The organism is Cutibacterium avidum ATCC 25577 (assembly GCF_000227295.1).
GTDB lineage: Bacteria > Actinomycetota > Actinomycetes > Propionibacteriales > Propionibacteriaceae > Cutibacterium > Cutibacterium avidum.
The window spans coordinates 1,093,007-1,113,613 of the sequence record NZ_JH165054.1; the positions used below are offsets into that span (position 1 = coordinate 1,093,007).

General features: G+C 62.4%; 17 protein-coding genes. 4 read left to right on the forward strand and 13 right to left on the reverse strand.

Annotation, left to right across the window (positions count from 1 at the left end; all coding sequences use genetic code 11):
• The first annotated feature begins 105 nt into the window (after window positions 1–105).
• Together HMPREF9153_RS04880 and trxB are read left to right on the forward strand one after the other, a co-directional pair.
• Window positions 106–1,131, forward strand: coding sequence for a LacI family DNA-binding transcriptional regulator (locus HMPREF9153_RS04880; RefSeq protein ID WP_036980023.1), 1,026 nt, complete (start codon window positions 106–108; stop codon window positions 1,129–1,131).
• 77 nt (window positions 1,132–1,208) lie between these two features.
• Window positions 1,209–2,261: a thioredoxin-disulfide reductase gene (gene trxB / locus HMPREF9153_RS04885; protein ID WP_004809981.1), complete on the forward strand. Its 1,053-nt coding sequence runs from the start codon at window positions 1,209–1,211 to the stop codon at window positions 2,259–2,261.
• A 164-nt stretch (window positions 2,262–2,425) separates the two neighbouring features.
• Here the strand turns inward: trxB and HMPREF9153_RS04890 are convergent, their stop codons facing one another.
• Window positions 2,426–3,301, reverse strand: coding sequence for a pseudouridine synthase (locus HMPREF9153_RS04890; protein ID WP_023032129.1), 876 nt, complete (start codon window positions 3,299–3,301; stop codon window positions 2,426–2,428).
• 451 nt (window positions 3,302–3,752) lie between these two features.
• Between HMPREF9153_RS04890 and HMPREF9153_RS04895 the strand changes: the two genes are divergently transcribed.
• Window positions 3,753–4,925 carry an MFS transporter gene (locus HMPREF9153_RS04895; RefSeq protein ID WP_036902134.1) on the forward strand — a complete coding sequence of 391 codons (1,173 nt, stop codon included), beginning with the start codon at window positions 3,753–3,755 and terminating at the stop codon, window positions 4,923–4,925.
• A gap of 1 nt (window position 4,926) precedes the next feature.
• Entirely contained in the window at window positions 4,927–5,859 is a 933-nt protein-coding gene (locus HMPREF9153_RS04900) for an alpha/beta hydrolase (RefSeq protein WP_004809987.1), read from the forward strand.
• Window positions 5,860–5,948: 89 nt separating this feature from the next.
• Here the strand turns inward: HMPREF9153_RS04900 and HMPREF9153_RS04905 are convergent, their stop codons facing one another.
• The 12 genes from HMPREF9153_RS04905 to HMPREF9153_RS04960 all read right to left on the reverse strand — a co-directional run bounded on the left by HMPREF9153_RS04905 (window position 5,949) and on the right by HMPREF9153_RS04960 (window position 20,043).
• The gene (locus HMPREF9153_RS04905; protein WP_004809989.1) at window positions 5,949–6,386 is read right to left on the reverse strand and encodes an OsmC family protein; all 438 of its coding nucleotides are present in this window, start codon (window positions 6,384–6,386) and stop codon (window positions 5,949–5,951) included.
• Between the two features lie 9 nt (window positions 6,387–6,395).
• Window positions 6,396–6,722 carry a thioredoxin gene (gene trxA / locus HMPREF9153_RS04910; protein WP_004809990.1) on the reverse strand — a complete coding sequence of 109 codons (327 nt, stop codon included), beginning with the start codon at window positions 6,720–6,722 and terminating at the stop codon, window positions 6,396–6,398.
• A gap of 346 nt (window positions 6,723–7,068) precedes the next feature.
• Window positions 7,069–8,127: an NAD(P)H-dependent glycerol-3-phosphate dehydrogenase gene (locus HMPREF9153_RS04915; RefSeq protein WP_004809993.1), complete on the reverse strand. Its 1,059-nt coding sequence runs from the start codon at window positions 8,125–8,127 to the stop codon at window positions 7,069–7,071.
• Between the two features lie 147 nt (window positions 8,128–8,274).
• On the reverse strand, window positions 8,275–9,246 hold the full coding sequence (locus HMPREF9153_RS04920) for a sugar-binding transcriptional regulator (protein WP_036980026.1): 972 nt from the start codon (window positions 9,244–9,246) through the stop codon (window positions 8,275–8,277).
• 19 nt (window positions 9,247–9,265) lie between these two features.
• Window positions 9,266–11,323, reverse strand: a complete 2,058-nt coding sequence (tkt, locus tag HMPREF9153_RS04925; RefSeq protein ID WP_004809998.1) for a transketolase — start codon at window positions 11,321–11,323, stop codon at window positions 9,266–9,268.
• Window positions 11,324–11,490: 167 nt separating this feature from the next.
• A complete protein-coding gene (locus HMPREF9153_RS04930; protein ID WP_004810002.1) occupies window positions 11,491–13,173 on the reverse strand; it encodes a ribulokinase in 1,683 nt (560 codons plus the stop codon).
• 94 nt (window positions 13,174–13,267) lie between these two features.
• A complete protein-coding gene (locus HMPREF9153_RS04935) occupies window positions 13,268–14,632 on the reverse strand; it encodes a sn-glycerol-1-phosphate dehydrogenase (protein WP_004810004.1) in 1,365 nt (454 codons plus the stop codon).
• Window positions 14,633–14,658: 26 nt separating this feature from the next.
• Entirely contained in the window at window positions 14,659–16,221 is a 1,563-nt protein-coding gene (locus HMPREF9153_RS04940) for an FGGY-family carbohydrate kinase (protein WP_004810007.1), read from the reverse strand.
• 64 nt (window positions 16,222–16,285) lie between these two features.
• On the reverse strand, window positions 16,286–17,140 hold the full coding sequence (locus HMPREF9153_RS04945) for an HAD-IIA family hydrolase (protein ID WP_004810008.1): 855 nt from the start codon (window positions 17,138–17,140) through the stop codon (window positions 16,286–16,288).
• Window positions 17,141–17,163: 23 nt separating this feature from the next.
• On the reverse strand, window positions 17,164–18,243 hold the full coding sequence (locus HMPREF9153_RS04950; protein WP_004810010.1) for a DUF7973 family transport facilitator: 1,080 nt from the start codon (window positions 18,241–18,243) through the stop codon (window positions 17,164–17,166).
• A 173-nt stretch (window positions 18,244–18,416) separates the two neighbouring features.
• Window positions 18,417–18,908: an RpiB/LacA/LacB family sugar-phosphate isomerase gene (locus HMPREF9153_RS04955; RefSeq protein WP_004810011.1), complete on the reverse strand. Its 492-nt coding sequence runs from the start codon at window positions 18,906–18,908 to the stop codon at window positions 18,417–18,419.
• A 319-nt stretch (window positions 18,909–19,227) separates the two neighbouring features.
• Complete coding sequence (locus HMPREF9153_RS04960) at window positions 19,228–20,043, reverse strand: DeoR/GlpR family DNA-binding transcription regulator (protein ID WP_004810014.1); 816 nt, start codon at window positions 20,041–20,043, stop codon at window positions 19,228–19,230.
• Between the last annotated feature and the right edge of the window lie 564 nt (window positions 20,044–20,607).

Sequence of the window (20,607 nt, forward strand, 5' to 3'; positions counted from 1 at the left end):
TTGTAATCCATTTTTACAACGATGTAACGGAACATGCAAGGTGCACGCCGAGACGTCAGCCCTGCGACATTGCTCGAACCATCACGAGGATCTAAAATCATGATCATGACAGCGCGCCTCGTGGATGTTGCCGAAGCTGCAGGAGTGTCCGTCAAAACCGTTTCTAACGTTGTACATGAGAGCCCCCACGTCCGCCCTGACACCCGAGCTCGGGTCGAGCAGGTCATCAAGGAACTCGGCTACCAACCCAATCGCGCAGCGCGCCAGTTGAAAGCCGGACGAACCGGATTCATCGCTCTGGCTCTCCCGGAAATTGAGACCCCTTATTTCGCAGAGCTCGCCTCTCGTATTTCAGAGCGGGCCAAGAAGGAGGGGCTCATCGCTCTGATGGAGCTGACTGGCGCGGATCCCGTCATGGAAAATCGAGTACTCACTCGGTTCGGCCGGGGCGTCGTTGATGGGATTGTCTTCTCACCCCTGTCTCTGACCTCGGAGGAGATTTCCGACCATCCCACCAATGTTCCCATGGTGTTACTCGGTGAGCGGGCAACTCCACCCGATCATGACCATGTCGCAGTGAGATCTGTCGACGCAGCACGCCGGATGACCGAGCATCTCATCGAAGTTGGGCACCAGCGGATCGCCGCCATAGGTCACGTCCCAGATCAGGGCACTGCATCGACGCGGCTCACCGGATATCGTCAGGCGCTAGAAACAGCAGCCATTCCCCTCGACGACGACCTGGTGGTGGGCGTACCTACTTACTCGCGATCAGCTGGGTTTGATGCCATGAACCATCTACTCGGCCTCACGGAAAAGCCTGACGCCGTCTTCTGCTTCAACGACACAATGGCTATCGGTGCGGTTCGCGCCTGTCACGAAGCTGGGGTGCGAGTCCCGCAAGACATTGCAATCGCGGGATTCGACAACACTGAAGAGGGTGTCTACTCAACCCCGACCCTGACTACCATCGCTCCTGATCTGAACGCGCTCGCTGACAAGACCCTGACGATCCTCACCCAACGCATCGGCCAATCCAGCAGTGACACGCACCAACCAGGAACCGACGTCCCCGTACCCTGGCACCTCGTCATTCGTGAGAGCACCGGAGGGCCCGCCGTCCGCCCCTAATCCCCACCGGGAATGTCCTGAACCCTTTGTGTGCTGGATAGGTTGATCCCTGAACCAGTCACCGACCAGGAGACGCCATGACAACTCAGCCCCTTGTACCCAACACCATCCTCGGCAACATCTCGCTGTCCGATTCCTCGGAGACCGACACCGTTCAACCGTCCACCGAGACCATCGACACCGACACCCGAGGCGACGACGAGCCCCGTGACGTCATCATCGTCGGTTCCGGTCCGGCTGGATACACCGCAGCCGTTTACACCGCCCGCGCAGGGCTGAAGCCGCTCGTCTTCGAAGGATCCATGGATGCCGGTGGTGCCCTCATGCAGACCACCGAGGTCGAGAACTACCCCGGCTTCTCCGAGGGCATCATGGGCCCGGATCTCATGGCTCAGATGCGTGCCCAGGCCGTGCGATTCGAGGCCGAGCTCGTCGCTGACGACGTCACCGAGGTCGACCTCACCGGTGAGATCAAGAAGGTCATCGACACCGATGGAAACACTCACCACGCCCGCGCGGTGATCCTCGCCACGGGATCGGCCTACCGCAAGCTCGGTCTCGAGGACGAGGTCCGTCTGTCGGGTCGTGGCGTGTCCTGGTGCGCCACCTGTGACGGGTTCTTCTTCACCGGCAAGGACATCGCTGTCGTCGGCGGCGGTGACTCCGCGGTCGAGGAGGCCACCTTCCTCACCCGGTTCGCCAACTCGGTGACCCTCGTTCACCGTCGTGATAAGCTGCGCGCCTCCCAAATCATGGCCGACCGTGCCGAGGCCGACCCCAAGATCACCTTCGCATGGAACAGCGAGATCGTCGCCATGCAGGGCGAGTCCAAACTGGAGTCGGTGACCCTGCGTGACACCAAGACCGGTGAGGAGCGTCGACTCAAGGTGTCAGGAGTCTTCGAGGCCATCGGACACGACCCGCGTTCCGAGCTGCTCCGGGGCCAGGTCGACCTGGACGATGCCGGATACGTCGTGTGCGCCGAGCCGTCCACCCGCACCAACCTGCCGGGAGTTTTCGCCTGCGGTGACCTGGTTGACTCCCATTACCAGCAGGCCATCACCGCGGCCGGATCCGGATGTCGTGCAGCCCTCGACGCGGAGAGGTTCCTCGCCGAGCTGGGACGCTGAGTCTCTCGTCAGTTTTCGCCGTGTCGCTTCGTGAAGGTACGAGGCGATGCGGCGAACCACTGTTTCAGGGAATAGCAGTGGGTGCCCCAACACCGAGAGACACCGCTCTGGCACAGCGGGAAGCACTCCTACGAATCGAGCTCCGGGGAGGCGGCCGTTTTTCGTCACCTCATTCTTGGGCGGGTCCATGCCACTTGCTGCCAGGCAGACAGACCCAACCTCGACGTGAAGACCTTTGGCTCCCCGGAGACGGGGTCGGTGAATCCCATCTGCCAGGCCTGCAACTGCAACGGGTGGCTGAAGTCATCCACCGGGGTATCCAGAAGTACCGGGTAAAAGGGGTCATTGACTATAGGAGCTCCCAACCGCTGCATGTGGAGACGAATTTGGTGGGTGCGACCAGTCCTCGGTCTAGCCTCGTAGAGGCCCAGCCCATCATGCTCGGCCAGCAAAGTGATGCCAGTCACGGCATTCGGCTCGCCCGGAATCTCACGAGCCTGCAGGATGCCTCGTTCCTTGATGATTCTCGACCTCACCTGCCAGCCGTCTTTCGTCACCACGACCCCGTCCCCGGCACGGTGTTGCACCACAGGGGCGACCAACCGGTACTTTTTGAACACCTTCCGGCGCTCGAACATCTCCTGGTAGGGCCGACGCCACCTCCTCTCCCTGGTCAGCAGAAGCACTCCGGCAGTGACCCGGTCGAGACGATGGGCCACGGTCAGTTCTGGTAACCCCAGCTGGGTCCGCAGCCGGACAACGACCGACTCGAGAACGTGCCGGCCTCGCGGAATTGACGACAGGAAGTGCGGTTTGTCGACGACCAGGATCCGATCGTCGGCGTACAAGATCCCGATACCAGCTGGGACAGAGGTCTCCTCAGGAAGATCGCGGTGGAAGAAGACAAATGTCTGCGGAGCGAAGGGGGAGCTCCCCGTGAAGACACATCCGGCTTCGTCGACGAACCTCCCCTCGTCGAGCATCTCGTCAACTCGCTGCCCACCCACTCTGACGAGCTTTTCGACCAGATAGTCACGCATCGTCAGCCAGGGCCAGCCGTCAATCCCCCGTGCGGTCGCCAACCTGCGACATTCTCCGTGATCGGGAGTGTGGACCCATGCCGATTCCAGGCCGTGACGTTGTGGAAGAGGCGATCGGGGCACCGTGTCAGCCTACGGGTAAGCCGACGCCGACCCCACACTCCCCTCAGTTCCGGTTCACAAGAATCCCGTCTCGCGGACTTACAGCTCAAGGCAGTGTTTCACACCGGCCGCGAGGCGGGATTTTGGGTTCTCCGACGTGTCCGAGCCACCCCAGATGTCGACCACGCCGGGAACCATGTCCTACAATACCTAGTACCACTAGGGTTTTGTGGAGGTCGGCTCACCTGCACCTCCCCGGCAAAGGAGCAAGCCCATGACGACAACCCCGAACGAAGCTGCCCAGCCTCAGCAGAAGCAGTACGCGAGTACCGGCCGTCTTGGCGCAGTCATGTTCATCGGACAGTTGGGCTGGGCCGCCGTCGGCGCAGCCTGTGGAACATTGCTCGCGGCACTGGCTGCTGAAGTGAAACCTGAGGACAAGGTCGACTTCCTCGCCCTGCTCACCACCACGGGAGCCATCGCAGCTGTCATCTGCATGATCACGGCAGGCACCCTGTCAGACCGCACGAGGTCACGGTTCGGCCCGCGCAACCCTTGGATCATCGGCGGCGCAATCATCGGAACCCTGGCCTTCGCCGCCATCGGCCTGACCAGAAACCCCGCCCTCCTCGTCATCGCGCACATGATCTACCAAGGCGGACTCAACTGCATGCTCGGCGCCTTCAACGCCGTTCCCCCGGACTACGTCCCCGACTCCGTACTCGGCAAGGTGTCCGCCTTTGGCGGCGCGGGCTATCTTCTGGCCCAGATCATTGGTGCGGTTATCGCAGGGGCGCTTGTCACCCGACCATCCCAAGGATTCCTCGTCGCAGCCTGGATGATGCTGATCTCGAGCATCATCGTGGTCTTCCTCCTGCCACCTCACCCGCTGCGCAATCACTCCCCACGGCCGCCGGTCACCTGGCGTCAGTTCGCATCCCAGATGAAGCCGCCCGCGGATGGACAGTTCTGGTGGATTCTGGTTGGCCGGTTCCTTTTCGTCATCTCCCTGTTCATGGTGATGCAGTTCCAGCTCTACATCGCCACTGACGAGATGGGAATGACACGGGCAGCCGCCGGAAAGCTCATTGCCATGAACTCAGCGGTTCTCGCCGTCACCGCCGTCATCCTCGACGTCATCACCGGGCCATGGTCCGACAAGGTCAAGCGTCGCAAGCCCTTCACGATGATCGCCCCGCTCATCGCGGGAGCGGGTGTCATCCCTCTCTTCCTGGTCAACGAGCCCTGGACCCTCACCGTCTTTGCAGCCATGGGCGGCGCCGCTTTCGGTACGTACATGGCCGTCGATGGCGCGCTCATGGTCGAGGTTCTGCCCAACCGTGACGATTCGGCTCGTGACCTGGGCTTCCTCAACGCCGCCAACTCCTTGCCGATCGTCTTCGCCCCCGGTATCGGCGCGACGCTGGTAAAGACGACCGGCTATCCCGGACTTTTCATCGCAACGATCGTCCTGGCCGTCCTCGGATCGTTGTGCATCACACGAGTGACAAGGGTGAAATGAGATGAAACTGGATCCACGACTAGCCGAAATCCTGGAGCGTCAGCCCCGGAAGGAACAGACGCTCGCGGAGCAACGGGCGCAGCAAAATGACTTCGCAGCAAGCCTACGGGGAAAATTGACACCCGAGATTCCCGACTCACTGGAGCTCGAGGATCGCATGGTGCCAGGCCGCGATCGCCCCATCCCGGTCCTGATCCAGCGTCCGGAGGGCCTCCCCGACCCCACTCCAGTACTGGTGTGGGCCCACGGCGGGGCTTTTGTTCACGGCTCTCCGCGCACCGTGCTCTCCCGCACGGCCAACATTGCCCGGCGTGCCGGCATGTGCGTCGTCAGCGTCGACTACCGGCTGCTGCCCGAGCACAACTACCCCGAGAACCTGCATGACGTCGTCGATGTCGTACGATGGGTTGCAGAAAATGCCCAAGCTGAGGGGTTCGACGCATCCAGGGTTGTCGTCAGCGGGGACTCAGGCGGCGGAAATCTCGCGGCTGCGACAGGAATCACCTGCCGCGACGAGGGTGGCCCGAAGATCCTCGGTCAGGTCCTCGAGGTGCCGGTTCTCGACCTTTCAGACACTTCCGACGCGATGGCCGAGGCCCAGCGTGACGCCCCCGGTCTCGCGGCCGTGCTGCACCACAGCCATGTTCGTTACTTGTCTCATGGGGCGAGTCTTGACGACCCGTGCAGCAATCCGATCTGTCTGGAGGATGCGACCGGCCTTCCGCCGACGTTTTTGCTCAACTGCGAGGTCGACCCGCTACGCGACGATTCCTTCGCGTGGCAACACAAGCTGGAAGCAGCCGGGGTGCCGGTGCAGCTGACGACGATCCCGGGGATGGCCCACGCCACCCAGAGCTTCACCCTCGCCTTCCCCCAGGCGAAAGAGGCTGAGGACAACATGATCGCCTGGCTGCGCGATCTCATCTCCTGCTGACATACGATGGCCGGGCCCGGGGATTTTCGTCACCGGGCCCGGCCGTCGTCACGTCTGTGTGGATTCCCAGGACCTCCGCGTGAGGTGCCTCAGTTCAAGGGCTCACCAGCGACGCTGAAGGTCACCGGGGTCTGCGCCTCAACCGTGCGAGAAACGGTGCAGTTCTTGTCTCGCGACATCGCGACGACGCGATTCACCAGTCCCGCCGCCTCATGGCCCTCGTCGGTGTCGGGGAAGCTGAGCTGGAAGTCGACCGAAACGTCCCCCAGGGATGCTCGGCCCTCCTCGTCGCTCACCTTGGTGCCCATGACGGACACGGTGAACTGGGTCGGCCCGCCGCGACGGCTCGTCACGGTGTCGACATCGACGGACGAACATCCACCGATGGCTGCCAGCAGCAACTCGACGGGGGTGAACTCGGCATCCTGACCGGAGCCGAAACGGATCTGACCGCCACGCGCGTTGGTGGCGGTGTAATGGCCCTCACTACGACGGACCAGGGAAACCTTCTTGGTGGCGGACGGCATGATTCCTCCTCAGCGCACGAACTCTTCGATGACCTTGACGAGCGCCTTCTTCGTCTTACCGCCCTGCAGCGACTTGACGAGCTGGCCGCTCTGCCAGACCTGAATCGTGGGCAGGGACATGATTCCCTGCTCGGCCGCAATCCGGGTATTGGCGTTGGTGTCGACCTTGGCGAAAACCATCCGGTCGCCATAGACCCCAGCCAGCTCCTCGATGATCGGGGAGAGCTGCTTGCAGGGGGCGCACCAGTCAGCCCAGTAGTCGACGAGGACGGGCTTGGCAGCCCCGAGAACCTCGGAGGCGAAGGTCGCGTCGGTGACCTCGATGACGTTGTTCATGACAGCCTTTCTAGTTCGACCAGATGAGTCTAGGTCGTGGTGGCTCGAAGGGCACCTCCGGTTCACAACCACCGAGCGGTTACCCGGCCCATCCAGGCAAACCACTGGAAGCACCCAGCAATCCAGTCCCGGTGCACAAAAACGCCGACCTGCGGGGTCGTGAAACACCAGAGTGCTCAAGACCCTCTCGAGTCGGCAGTTTTTGAACCCGCGGCGGTGGGTGCCGACGGCAGATACCAGTGACGGTGGGTGCTCGTGGCCGTGGAAAGGTGAGCAGAGCCTCACGGCTCTCGGGCATCGTCACGCCCGCACTGGGTTCACACCCCCTACCGAGGCGGGCCAGGGATCACCTCTCCCCACCGAAGAACTTCTCCCAAGGCAGGTCGAGCGGCGCATTGTGGGCGACGATCTCGTACAGTGCCCGCACCAGCGGGAAGTCGGTCTCGGCAATGACCCCGCGCTCGGTCATCTTTCCGATCGCCTCGCCGACGACACCGATGGCGGCAACCCCCTCGAGGGTGATGCCCTTCATCTTGACGTTGCGGATCTCCGAGAATGGCACTCCGGCTCCGACATAGGTGCCGGCGCGTACATTGCGTCCGCCCATCGTCGTCACGAACATGTCGCCAACACCGCCCAGACCGGTGGCCACCTCGGCATCGCCGCCCATGAAGGAAACCATCTGCTTGAGCTCGCGGGCTCCCTCACCGAACAAGGCTGCCGTGTAGTCGTACATGACGTACCTGGCATCAGTCTGGCCGGCCTTCTCGAGCATGCCAGCCGCAAATCCGCCTCCAAAGGCGAAAATGTTCTTCATGCAGGCACCGACCTCGTGTCCGATGAAGTCGGTGGACGTCCAGACGTGGTAGTAGTCGGTGCGATACGCCGCAGCTAGCCGGTCCAGCACCTTCTGCTCCTCACCGCAGAACACCACACAGGTGTTGCGGTGTACAGCCAGCTCACCGGCAATTGACGGTCCGACGATCGCTGCCCAGTGAACCTCGTTGGCAAGGTCGCCCATGTGCTTCTTCAACACATCAGGAAGGATGTGAAGGGTACCGTCCTCGTCAGCCTGCATGCCCTTGGTGACGCACAGGATGGTCTGGCCCGGCTTCGCCAGCTTGGCCAGCTGTTCACCGGCCCAGTCCACACCGAACGAGTTGACGCCGCTCATGATGACGTCGGCCCCCTCGACGGCTTCGGCAGCGTCAGCAAAGTGATAGGCCTTGACGCGTTCGTCGACCTTGAGCTCGAGAACAGGATGCTCCCGGGTGGCCTGAATGGAATCAATGATCTCGTCATCGAGGTGGGTGCCGATGAGACGGACGTCATTGCCGTTCTCAACGGCGGGGAAGGTCAATGCGGTGGCCATGACGCCCGCACCGAGCACTGCAATCTTGAGCATCTTCGTACCTCCGAAGGTGGGTTGTGGCCCGGCAATGGGCCCGACACCATTCACGCTAACCACTGGTCACACGCGAATCCCACATTCGTCAGAAGTCTGCACTTCCGTGCAGAAATGAGGGTCCGGACCCTGGGACCACACAAAGGATCACTGCAGAGCCTGCTCGGCAGCATGGGCATCGACAACGAGGTCCGTGCACAATCCTCCCTGCAAAACGGTCTCCACGGCCTCGGCCTTTTCGACTCCCGATGCAACGGCCAGGACTCGTCGAGGACGCGAAGGATTGTGGTTGTCGCCTGCTACCCTGACGCAGTCCAAATCCACTGAAATCGTGCGCGAATCCAGTTCCTCGTCGACGACCTCGCCGTGGACGTCGACGTAGTGGCTCATGATGTCTGCGCTGGCACCCTTGCGACGCAGCTCCTCGATACCGTCCTTCGTGACGTGGCCCGCCGTCACTAGGATCGAATCGGTACTGACAGCTCCGGGCGAGTAGACGAGGAGATCAGCCTTGTGGGCAGCCTCCAGCGGGCGTGAGACCGACGCGTCCTTGCGGAGCATCTCCCCCAGATCCGCCGATCCGACGATCGTCGGGGCCTGCAGGGTGAGCGATCTGCCCGGGCCGAGTTCGGCCATCCGCACGACGGAGCGTCCCACCAGGTCGTTCCTCGTGACGGCAACACCGCCGTTGGTCTGGGCGACAACGACATCGGGATCCCAACCAGACCCCAGGTGCTGAGCGAGATGAGCCGTCGTCCGTCCCCAACTCACCGCGACCACCTGCGGCTGGGGTCGCCACTCGGACAGCCGCTGAGCTGCCATCCGAGTGACAAGGTCCAGGGTCAGTTCGTCACTGGCCTGGACGGGCACGACGACGGCCGTTTGCAACCCGAAGGTTTCCACCAACTCGGTCTCGAGCCGGTGATGCCGGGCGAGTGGGTGATCAATGGTGATCTTGACCATCCCGGTGCGGCGAGCTTCCTCGAGAATCCTGCCAACCGTCCAACGGCTCATGGAGAGTCGTTGGGCGATCGCGGCATGGGTCATCTGCTGGAAGTAGTACATCTCCGCAACGTGGAGCATCTCCTCGTCTTGGCTCGCCCGGCGTCGGTTCGACATCGTCATGCCTCGGTCCGCGTCACAGAACGGACTTGGCGACCTCTGCGACGTGGTCGGCGGTGAAGCCGAACTTCTCGAACAGCAGGGTTCCGGCAGCAGAGGCACCGAAGTGCTCCAGGGAGACCGAAGCACCCTTGCAGCCGACATACTTCGACCATCCCATGGCGACACCGGCCTCGACGCTGACACGAGCGGTCACCGAGCTGGGCAGAACCGACTCGCGGTACTCCTCATCCTGCTCGTCGAACCACTCCTGACACGGCATCGAGACGACCCGGGTCGGGACCCCGTCAGCCTCCAGCTTCTTCTGCGCTTCGAGGGCCACCGACAGCTCGGATCCGGTGCCGATGAGGATGAGCTTGGGCTCTGCGCCGGCCTCGGACACGACGTAGGCACCCTTGGCAACACCCTCGGCAGAGGCGTACTCGTTACGGTCGATCGTCGGCAGATCCTGACGCGACAGCACCAGTCCGGCGGGACGGTCGATGTGCTCCAGGATGGTGCGCCACGCCACCGCAGTCTCGTTGGCATCGGCCGGACGGACGATGTCGAGGCCCGGGATGGCACGGTAGGAAGCCAGGTGCTCGATCGGCTGATGGGTGGGGCCGTCCTCACCAACGCCGATGGAGTCGTGGGTCCACACGAAGATCGACGGAACCTTCATGAGGGCCGCGAGACGGGCCGAGGGACGCATGTAGTCGGAGAAGACGAAGAAGGTTCCGCCGTAGCAACGGGTCAGGCCCGACAGGGTGATGCCGTTGAGGATGCCACCCATGGCGTGCTCGCGCACACCGAAGTGGATGGTGCGACCGTAGGGGCCACCTGGATCCTTCTCGGAGCAGCGATCCTCGGGCAGGAAGGAGTCGGCCCCCTTCATGGTGGTGTTGTTGGAGCCGGCGAGGTCTGCCGATCCGCCCCACAGCTCGGGAAGCTGAGGACCGAGAGCGCTCAGGACGGCTCCGGAGGCCTTGCGGGTGCTCATCTTGCCGGGCTCGAAGGTCGGGATCTCGAGATCGTCGGGCAGCTTGTGGGCAAGCATCCGCTCAAGGAGGTCGGCGCCGTCAGGGTTGGCGTCGTGCCAAGCGACGAACTTCTTGTCCCATGCCTCGCGCAGACCCTTGCCGCGCTCGGCGAAGGCGGAACGCACCTTCTGGACCATCTCGACGTCAATGGCGAAGGGGGTGTCCTCGAAACCGAGCTTCTCCTTGAGGGCGCTGACGCCCTCGGTGCCGATCTTCGCACCATGCACCTGGGCCAGGCCGGCGAGCACCGGGATCGGCCAGCCGATGACGGTGGTCAGACGGATGAAGGACGGCTTGTCGGTGACGGCCTTCGCGTTGTCGATGGCCTCCATGAGGGCCTCGACGTTCTCCTCGTAGGTGGTGCCCCCGTTGGTGAAGTCGACGTGCTGGACGTGCCAGCCGTAAGCCTCGTAACGAGCCTCGACGTCCTCGGAGAAGGCGATGGTGGTGTCGCCCTCGATGGTGATCCGGTTGTCGTCGTAGAACAGGATGAGGTTGCCCAGTTCCTGGGTCCCAGCCAGGGACGACGCCTCGGAAGCGATGCCCTCCTGCATGCAGCCATCACCGGCAATGGCGTAGACGTAGTGGTCGAAGGGGCTGGTTCCGGGAGCGGCGTCCGGGTCGAGGAGGCCACGCTCACGGCGAGCTGCCATCGCCATGCCGACGGCGTTGGCAACGCCAGCACCGAGCGGGCCAGTGGTGGTCTCGATGAATTTCGTGAGGCCGTACTCGGGGTGGCCAGGAGTCCGGGATCCCCAGGTACGCAGGGACTCCAGATCGGACAGCTCGAGGCCCAGACCGGCCAGGTAGAGCTGGGTGTACTGGGTCAGCGAGGAGTGTCCTGCGGACATGATGAAGCGGTCACGGCCGAGCCAGTTCGGGTCGGCCGGGTCGACGGCCATGACCTTGTGGTAGAGCAGGTAGCTCAGCGGGGCCAGGGAGATGGCGGTGCCGGGGTGCCCGTTACCGGTCTTCTCGACGGCGTCGGCCGCCAGCACTCGTGCGGTGTCGACAGCGAGCCTGTCGGTGTCGGTCCACGTCAGTTCGGTTGCCACGATGTTCCTCTCGTATTGGCTTGTTGGCCTGATCTGTGTGATGTGTTGTCGCTCGTCATGGCGATGGGTGGGGGCTCAGGTCCTCACTGGGAATCCTATTCGCAACCCCATCGCCATGCACTTGTGGGGGTGTCGATGTCACAAATGTGCAAGGATGCCTTCCTTCGTCACCCTCTCTTGACCTCCCGGGCCCGCGAACGTGCTTGGCGTCGGATCTCCTTGAGCCGGTGCATGACCTGGTTTCCGCCGCGGCCGAAGTAGTCGTGAAGACGAGCGTATTCGGCGTACAAGGCGTCATATTGAACGGCTCTCTCCTCATTGATCTGGTAGACGCCATCCTCTTTCGCTCCCATGGCAGCAGAGGCTGCTTTGACATCTGGGTAGAGACCGGCGGCCACTGCCGCAAAGACCGCAGATCCGTGTGAACCCGGCTGCTGCGCGGTCCCGACGCTCAGAGGCACCCTGCAAATGTCACAGAACAGCTGCATGAGGAAAGTGTTCTTGGTCAACCCGCCAGCGACGACGAGCTCATCGATGTCAACACCTGAATCACGGAACGACTCGATGATGGTGCGGGCACCAAAAGCTGTTGATTCCAGCAGGGCTCGGTACTGATCCTCCGGGGTTGTCGTGAGGGTCTGACCAAGAATCATTCCAGACAGATTCGCATCCGCCAGGACTGATCGGTTGCCGTTGTGCCAGTCCAGTGCGATGAGCCCATGGGCTCCAACCTCCTGACCCGCGCACTTCTCAGTCAACAAGTCGTGGATACCTATACCGCGACGCGTGGCCTCGTCATGGTAGGAACCTGGGACACAATTGTTGACGAACCAGGCGAAGATGTCCCCGACGGCCGTCTGACCGGCTTCGAAGCCCCATGAGCCGTCGACTATCCCTCCGTCGACGACGCCGAACATCCCCGGGACTTCCCTCAACTGCGGCCCTGGGACGACGTAGCAGGCAGAGGTTCCCATGATGGCCGTCATCTGGCCATCCTCAACTGCCTGAACAGCTGCTGCCGTGACGTGGGCATCGATATTTCCGGTTGCGACGGCGATTCCTGCCGGCAGGCCAAGACGCTCGGCGAATTCAGGTGTCAATCCACCGACTCGCGCTCCCAACGGCAACACAGGTGCATTCATCTTCTCGACGAAGACATCAGCAAATTCAGGATTCAGGTTGGTCAGGTATTCCTGGGACGGGTACTGGCCATCTTGATACATACGTTTATATCCCGAATCCCCTGCTGAAAAGGCGAGAACTCCGGTTAGCCTCCACGTCAACCAGTCCAATGCATTGCAGAAGACATCGGTGGCATGGTAGACGCCCGGCGCCCATTCCAAGGTCTCAAGGACCTTGGGCATGAGCATCTCGGAGGAGAGAATCCCTCCGTAGCGAGCGAGCCACGGCTCCCGACGCACTTGTGCGAGCTTCACGATGCGATCCGCCTGATCCTGCGCACCATGATGCTTCCACAGCTTCACCCAGGCGTGAGGCTCATCACGAAACTCAGACAGCTGACACATGGGGGTGCCATCCGCCTTCGCGGCCACGACCGTCGCCGAGGTGACATCCAATCCGATCCCGACAACCTGCGCGGGATCGATCTTGGCATCCTCGATGCCCTTGCGAACTATGACCTCAAGTGTCTCCATGTAGTCAGCAGGGTCCTGGAGCGCAAAATCAGGCGGCAATTCCTGTCCGTCCGCCGCACTCAACACCCGGTCCATGACGCCATGCGGGTACTCATGGACAGCAGTGCCCATTTCGGTACCGTCGCCAACTCTGACGATGACAGCACGTCCCGACAGAGTGCCAAAATCCAGTCCCACCACGAACTTGTCGGCCATGACCCTCTCCTCGATGCAGTCGTGGGTTGGGGCCGGGGCGAGTAAGCCGGCCCGCGCCCCACGACGGTCTATGTGTCAGTTCTGACGGACCTTGTCAGTCCTGCGGCCAGGGGCGCTGACCCCAGAATCCGTCAGCCTCGAACAGCGGCTCAACGAAGTCGCTGATGGTCCCTGTCTCCACCAGCAGGTCGAGCAGGGTGTACCGCGACCTGATCATCTGGCACCGGTAGTAGGTGTCGTGGAAGCGCTCCCGGGTCAAGCCGATCTGGGCCGGATGGTAGATGCCGCCAACGGCCTGAATGATCTTCTCCACGTGGGCCGCAGGCATCACCTGAGCGCGGCAGCGCTCCTGGATGGTCGGCCACTTCGATCTCACGACCTCCAGACGCTCGCGCAGGGCATCCGCGTCGAGGTACTTGTCCATCGTCTGCTTGACGGCCGGCTCCAGCATGTCGCCGGTGAAGTTGGCGCGAACCTTGGCCTCCATCTCCTCGGCCGTGGGCCACTTGGCGACGGCGGTGTCGACGTCAAGAGTCGTGAAGTCATGCTCCAACACCTTCTCCCACAGGGCCAGCACCGAGATGGTTCCCAGGCCCACCTTGAACCCGTGAGTCAACGGGGGTTCTTGATCCATACCGAGATGCTCCATCTCCCACACATGGGAGAACTGGTGGCCGGCACCAGACGCGGGACGAGACGAGATGCGGTACTTCTGCATCGCCAAACCGGACATCACAAGACCCTCGACGAGACCGTTGAATGCCTCCGGCTTTCCATTCGCAAGGCCCTCCGGGTCACTGATCGCGCTGGCCAGCGGACCCTGGACGAGATCCCACACCTCTTGGTCAATCGGCTCGACACCCAGCTCGTCAGCGACGATCCAGTCAGCTCCGGCCGGGATCTTCTCGATGAGGTCACCCAGTCCGGTGGCGGTGCAGCGCTGGGGCGCACCAGCCATCATCGGCAGATCGGCAATGAGAGCCTGGGGGGCGCGACAACTCATGGTGTGTTTGAAACCGTTCTCGGTGATGGAGGCGCCGAAGGCAGCATATCCATCCATCGATGCGGCCGTGCAGACGTTCATGTAGCGCCGCCCCAGCTCGTCACTGGCTCGCTTGGTGAGGTCATTGAGAGTGCCCGAACCGATGGAACAGGCAATCACCCCGTCGAGGTCACGGATGTGGTCACGGATCTTCTCGATGTTCTCATAGCAGGCGTAGACGGTGGGACGTCCCGGGAAGATCATCGGCTCGACGGTCTCGACCCCGTGGGTCTCGAAGGACGCCTTGGTCTGCTCACCGGCAACGGCCCAGGTGTTCTCGTCGGCAATGATGATCGCCTTCGCGCCACCGAACAGTTCCTTGAACACGCGCCCGGTCTCATCAAGCACGTCGTGACCCATGATCACGACGTCGGTGTCGTCGCAATCGGCCAATGCCTTGTCAATCAATTCGGACATTACTTCTCCTCTGATCGGTGTGATCGTCAGTTCTTGTCGGCCTCGTGATCGACCATGTCATGAATCATCGGGCGCAGTTGCGGGTAGGTGTCGCAGTACTTGTCCACGTAGTACTCGTACTCCTCGTGACGCTCCTGGTCGGGCTCGATGACGTCAATCTCGTGAACCATCTGCTTGGCAGCCTCGGGCAGGTCCTCGAACAGGCCAGCACCGACGGCGGCGACCATGCAGGTACCGAGCACGACGGCGTCGCCAACCTCGGTCAGTGCGATCGGGACGCCTGCGACGTCAGCGTGCATCTGCATCCAGTCGCGACTCTTGGTGGCACCGCCGCAGGCGACCATGCGGTCGACCTCGAAACCGGCAGCCTTCATGGCGCGCAGGTTGTGGGCCGTGCCGTAGCAGACCGACTCCTGAATGGCGTGGTAGAAGTGCGCCGGGGTGTGCATGAGGGAAAGTCCCCAGATGATACCGCGAGCCTTCGAATCGGTGTACGGGGTGCGGTTGCCCTGGAAGTACTCGTTGATGATGAGGCCGTCGGATCCGGGACGGATGTTCCGGGACTGCTCATTGAGGACGTCGTAGGGGTTGAGACCGATCTTCTCTGCGGCAGCGGTGTAGTCGGCGGCGAAGTTGTCCTTGAACCACTTGAGCACCGAACCGGTCGAGACCTGGCTGCCCTCGACGGTGTACTGGCCGGGCATGACGCCGTCGGTGTACGCGCCGAAGAATCCCTGGCCGTGGATCTCGGTGTCGGACTGGCCGGTCAACACGTGCGAGGAACCGGTGATGAGAGCCATCGAACCCGGGGACAGCACGCCCAGTCCAATCTGGCCGGCCCATGCATCAGCCAGACCCTGAGCGACCGGAATTCCCGGACGCAGACCGAGCAGCTGAGCAGGAATTGTGCCGAGGGTGCCGACCGGGGTGCCGAGATCGAGGACCCGCTCCGGGATCTTGTCAAAAACGTCACCACAGCCGATGGTCTCGTAGAAGTCCTCCGGCCAACCGCCCTTGTCGCGGTTGTAGTACATCCGGATGGCGGCGGAGTTGATGTTGGTCGTCCACTCGCCGGTGAGTTTGTAGGTCACCCAGTCCGGTGCGTCGACGAGGTGAGCGGTCCTGCGATAGGTCTCCGGCTCGTGCTCACGCAGCCAGGCGGCCTTGAAGGGATACCACTCGGCGGTTGCCGGGGAGGTCCCGGCGCCGTTGTAGAGGCGGGCGACCGAGTCAGATCCCTCCGCGCGAGCGGCCTGCTCCGTGGCGCGGACGTCCATCCACATGATGGCCGGACGCAGTTCGTTGCCACGCTCGTCCATGGCAACCATCGTCAGCGTCGTGGCGTCGTAGGAGATACCGGCGATGGCAGCCGGGGAGATCCCGGCAGCCGCGATGGCACGATGACAGGACGCCTGAAGGGCCTTCCACCACTCCTCGGGATCCTGCTCGGCCCAGCCCGGACGGGGGTGGGTGGTCTTGTACGGGGTCGCTGCGAAGGTCAGCGGACGTCCTTCGAGGTCGAAAATTGCCACTCGGCACGACTCGGTGCCGTAGTCAATGCCCAAGAGGTAAGGGCCGTTGTTCAACATCGTTGTCTCCTGTGAGTGTGTCTTGAGGGGCTGCGGCCGCGATGCTCGCAGCCCCGTCGTCGTGTCAGTCGTTGTCTTCGGTCCAGCCGAGCTCCTGCCATGCCGAGGCAGGGATCAGCCGGTCAATGCGATCCAGGGTCCAGGTCGGACGGTGCTCGGCATCCAGTGCTGCGACGTCATCCGCGGTGGCCTCACCGGTCAGCACGCAGGCTGATTTCATGCCGGTGTCGAGGGCCATCTGGATGTCGGTCTGCAGTCGGTCACCGACCATGACGCAATCCGACGGATCGACGTCAAGCCCGGACAGCGCCTCGGTGAGCATGACCGGGGATGGTTTCCCCAGGCTGACCTTGCACTGCTGTCCGGTACACGCCTCGATGGCTGCTGTGATGGCAGCGCAATCGGGCTCGCCGCGGCCGCCCGGGAAGGGGCAGAACCGGTCCGGATTGGTCTGGACTAGGAAGGCGCGCTTGTGGAACCAGATGGCGTCGAAGGCTATCTGCAGCTTGCGGTAATCGAAGGTGCGATCGTACGAGGCGATGACGATGTCGATCTTCTCGGGATCCTCGCACAGCTCGACACCGGCCTCCTGCAAGCTCCGCTTGAGGGGCTCCTCCGCGATGGCGAAGACCTTGGCGTCCGGGTGGTTGTTGACCAGCCAGCGCGTCGTCGTCACGACCGTGTTGGAGATGTCCTCGATAGCGGTCGGCAGGCCCAGCTTCTCGAGCTTCTCGACGTACTGACTCGGATCCTTCGTCGGGTTGTTCGACAGGAACCTCACGGGAATCTCGCGACGACGCAGCTCCTCAATCATGCGGCGGGCACCGGGCAGGAGGTGGTCGCCGAGGTAGATGGTGCCGTCCATGTCGAAGACATAGGCATTGGCGAATGCGGTTGGTGCGTCGATGACGTCATTCATACTTGCTACTTCCTTGGGTCAGGTCAGGCGAACAGGGCAACCAGTGTGACGACCACGGTGTTGCTCAGCCAGATGGCAGCAGCAGGCGGATCGATGTGGCTGGTGCCGCGGTCGTACCAAAGCCGTGCGCAGAACTCACCGAGACCAGCGGCGAAGATGCCAAAGATCGCGGCGATGAGCAGGGCGACCGCCGCCATTCCCCAGGTGTGGGAATCCCACGTCGAAGTGGCCGTCCAGGTATAGGTGCCAATGCTCTTGCCCATCAGCAGCGGGAAGAACTGCACTGCGGCCAGGCCGGCGATGTTTGTCACGTGATGCTGGACCGGCATGTTCCGGTTGGTGATGAGGAACAGGATGATGACGGCCGAGATTCCGAAGCAGAAGCTGTTGGCGTTGAGGGCGGCCAGGTTGTTGTCGAAGCCCATCTTGGTGAGGCGGGCGCCGACGTTGGCGGCCAGGAAGAGCGAGGCTCCACCGGCGAAGATGCCGAAGAGGGAACCGATCGTCAGCAGCTGGCTGGGCTTCTCCTGCCACTCCAGCCACCGTCCATTGGGACCCGGCTTGATCTTGGCCGGGAAGGTGGTGGCGTCTTCGTGGAAGAGCTCCGGGTTGTGCAGGGAGCCATGGAACAGACCCTTTCCGGGGAGACCGCCGAAGGCGAGGCGGGCGAGCAGACCGGAGATCAGCACCGTCAGGGCAACGGAGTCGGTGTGCTTGCCGAACCACGGGATGTTGGAGATGCCAATCTGGCACAGGTATCCAAAAACGCCGAAGAGGGCACCGATCAGGAGGATGTCAGGGCGGCCGATGCCGGCCAGCGGGGTGTTGACGTCCTTGCCGTCATCGAGACGGCCACGGTAGCGGGCGTAAATGGCTCCCGCGACGCCGCCGGCGAAGGCGATGTGCGGTCCCATGAAGGGACCGAAGGCCAGGTAGTCCAAGCCGAAGGTGTTTCCGGTTGCGGCAAAGACTCCCCAGGAGGCCAGCACGCAGAAGCCGGTGAGGACGAAGGCATAGTTGCCGCCAATGGCAGCTCCGACAGCGCCGCCGGCGATGGCGGCGAGGAGCCCGAAGATGAAGACTCCAACAGAGGTGGTGAACATCGGTGTTCCTTCATGAGGGCGGGATCTACCCGCGATCGGATGTCCGTGGGCAACGACGGTGCTGCACACGGTCTTTCTGGGCGTCCTGGAGGTCGTCCCCCAGGGGATAGGGTGGCTCAGATGTGAGGTGTGAAGTGGGTGGCGCGGTCATCGGCGCCCGCGCCACACCGGTGTCAGCAGCAGCTGCCCGGGGCAGTCTCCCCGGCGATGTCGCCTGATTCGTAGGCGTTGATGAGATCGACGTTGGTCTTGGAGTGAGAGCTCGGGTCGAAGGTGTACCCAATGAACTCGCGGGCCAGACGACGGGCGAGCTCGAGCCCGATGACGCGCTGTCCCAGACACAGGACCTGGGCGTCGTTGGACATGATGAGGCGCTCCACGGAGAAGGAGTCGTGGGCGGTGCAGGCTCGGATGCCCGGCACCTTGTTGGCGGTGATGGCCATGCCCATTCCGGTGCCGCAGAGGAAAATGCCTCGATCGGCCTTGCCATCCTTGATGACGTGGGCTCCCTTGACGCCGATGTGCGGGTACAGGGTGTCATCACCCTCCTGGACGCCGACGTCGATCACCTCGTCGGCTCGCGCATCAGCCTCGAGATCGGCCTTGATGGCGTCCTTGTACTGCACTGCCGCCGGATCTGCGGCGACAACGATTCTCAGTCCCATGATCCCTCCATGCTTCGTTGCCGTGCGTTGGGGAGTCTCACTCGCGAATGCGAGAAGCAACGACTCATAGTGTTGATATTAACACTGTTGATGTGAAAAGTAAGGGATTAAGGTGTGACTTTCGCCACAGTCGGGCGCGGTCATTCGGGTGTGAACGGGACGTCAGCGATCAAAAGTGTCCGTAGCGGACAGAATCACCATGACTTCTGGTGAATGGGTGCGGAGAGGCACGGACAGATTCACACCACGCGTGTGAAAACCCCGTCGAAGCGGTGCGGTGTGTGATCGGCGCGGGGGCGCGAAGCGGAAACGATCGTCGTCAGGACCCTGACGAATCATCCCCCACGACCATGAGGTGGACGCCAAGATCGCGCAGCTGGTCAAGAATCCCGTGTGGGGTGTGGGCATCGACGACGACGTGATCAAATTCCGTCAGATCGGCAAATTTGAACAGCGCGCGTCGTCCGAACTTGGTGTGGTCGAGCAGCAGGACCCGCTTCTCGGCTGACTCGAGCATGGCCCGCTTGACCTCGACGACCTCCTGGTACGGGTGATAACAGCCGGCCTCGAAGATCCCCGAAGCGGACAGAAAGCACAGATCCGCGTGCATGGAACGGATCATCCGAACCGCCGCGGGGCCCATCAACGACTTCGCCCAGGACTGGTACTCGCCACCTGAGACGACGAGCTTGTCCGAGCCATTGGCAATGACCTCGTCGGCCACCAAGAGGGAATTGGTAACAACCGTCAGTGGTGAGTGGTCTCCGAGGGACCGCAGCAGCCACACTCCCGACGTCGAGTCGTCGAGCATGATCGAGCATCCTGGGCCAATGAGGTCGCCGGCAAGGTCGGCTACCGCCTGCTTGTCCGTCGAACTCTGCTCCAGCCGAAATGTGGCGTCCGCCTCGTGCAAACCGTTGGCAACCGCAACCACCCGGCCGCGGTGGCGCTGCAGTACTCCACTGGCTTCGAGGGTCGCAAGGTCGCGATAAACCGTCATGGCAGATACACCGGTGGCCTCGACGAGGTCCTCGACGGTAACCGACCCCGCTCGAACGACCGCCTCGGCAATCGCAAGCTGACGTGCCCGCGGCCCGTTCTGGCCCTTGAGAGTCGTGGTCCCACTGCCGGCCATCACCCATCGCCTCCCAACATGTCCAGCTCGCAAGAATCCTATCTGCGAGATAGTCGCATGCTGTTCTCAAGCGCAGAAATTGGCAGTTGACCACGATCGCGTCAGGCTGCAACTCACGGACGATCCGAATGGGATCGTCAGCACCCCACTGCTACGGACCCGTCCCCGAGGAGGAGAAGTCGAACCAGAGGACGTCGAGCGGTCCGTAACCGGAATTCCCTCACCTGACCATGCAAAAATTGCCGATAGGACTCGAGATCTGGCACATGATCAGGGGCGACGCCCCGCATCGGGTGATGACGGTCGTCATGGTGCAGGAAGTTCGGTCGTGACCAGTCACTTAGGGAGAAGTACAAGCCCACCCAGGTCCCACGGTTCCGAACGGCTACGAGAAACTCAGCAACGAATTCTCAACCTAATATCTTGGCCGTCGTGTAGCGAAGATACAGACTCGAACAACGCATATCCATCATGATGTGTGGCAGTGAGAATAGCGTATTGATAAATCCCTGGCGATCATCCTCTCGACCGACCTCACCCATTCATCACGCACCGAAAAAGTGT

Excerpts from the sequence above, each read along its gene's own strand:
- HMPREF9153_RS04880 (WP_036980023.1), top strand. The coding sequence starts at position 106 with ATGACAGCGCGCCTCGTGGATGTTGCCGAAGCTGCAGGAGTGTCCGTC.
- trxB (WP_004809981.1), top strand. The coding sequence starts at position 1,209 with ATGACAACTCAGCCCCTTGTACCCAACACCATCCTCGGCAACATCTCG.
- HMPREF9153_RS04890 (WP_023032129.1), bottom strand. The coding sequence starts at position 3,301 with ATGCGTGACTATCTGGTCGAAAAGCTCGTCAGAGTGGGTGGGCAGCGA.
- HMPREF9153_RS04895 (WP_036902134.1), top strand. The coding sequence starts at position 3,753 with ATGTTCATCGGACAGTTGGGCTGGGCCGCCGTCGGCGCAGCCTGTGGA.
- HMPREF9153_RS04900 (WP_004809987.1), top strand. The coding sequence starts at position 4,927 with ATGAAACTGGATCCACGACTAGCCGAAATCCTGGAGCGTCAGCCCCGG.
- HMPREF9153_RS04905 (WP_004809989.1), bottom strand. The coding sequence starts at position 6,386 with ATGCCGTCCGCCACCAAGAAGGTTTCCCTGGTCCGTCGTAGTGAGGGC.
- trxA (WP_004809990.1), bottom strand. The coding sequence starts at position 6,722 with ATGAACAACGTCATCGAGGTCACCGACGCGACCTTCGCCTCCGAGGTT.
- HMPREF9153_RS04915 (WP_004809993.1), bottom strand. The coding sequence starts at position 8,127 with ATGCTCAAGATTGCAGTGCTCGGTGCGGGCGTCATGGCCACCGCATTG.
- HMPREF9153_RS04920 (WP_036980026.1), bottom strand. The coding sequence starts at position 9,246 with ATGTCGAACCGACGCCGGGCGAGCCAAGACGAGGAGATGCTCCACGTT.
- HMPREF9153_RS04930 (WP_004810002.1), bottom strand. The coding sequence starts at position 13,173 with ATGGCCGACAAGTTCGTGGTGGGACTGGATTTTGGCACTCTGTCGGGA.
- HMPREF9153_RS04935 (WP_004810004.1), bottom strand. The coding sequence starts at position 14,632 with ATGTCCGAATTGATTGACAAGGCATTGGCCGATTGCGACGACACCGAC.
- HMPREF9153_RS04940 (WP_004810007.1), bottom strand. The coding sequence starts at position 16,221 with ATGTTGAACAACGGCCCTTACCTCTTGGGCATTGACTACGGCACCGAG.
- HMPREF9153_RS04945 (WP_004810008.1), bottom strand. The coding sequence starts at position 17,140 with ATGAATGACGTCATCGACGCACCAACCGCATTCGCCAATGCCTATGTC.
- HMPREF9153_RS04950 (WP_004810010.1), bottom strand. The coding sequence starts at position 18,243 with ATGTTCACCACCTCTGTTGGAGTCTTCATCTTCGGGCTCCTCGCCGCC.
- HMPREF9153_RS04955 (WP_004810011.1), bottom strand. The coding sequence starts at position 18,908 with ATGGGACTGAGAATCGTTGTCGCCGCAGATCCGGCGGCAGTGCAGTAC.
- HMPREF9153_RS04960 (WP_004810014.1), bottom strand. The coding sequence starts at position 20,043 with ATGGCCGGCAGTGGGACCACGACTCTCAAGGGCCAGAACGGGCCGCGG.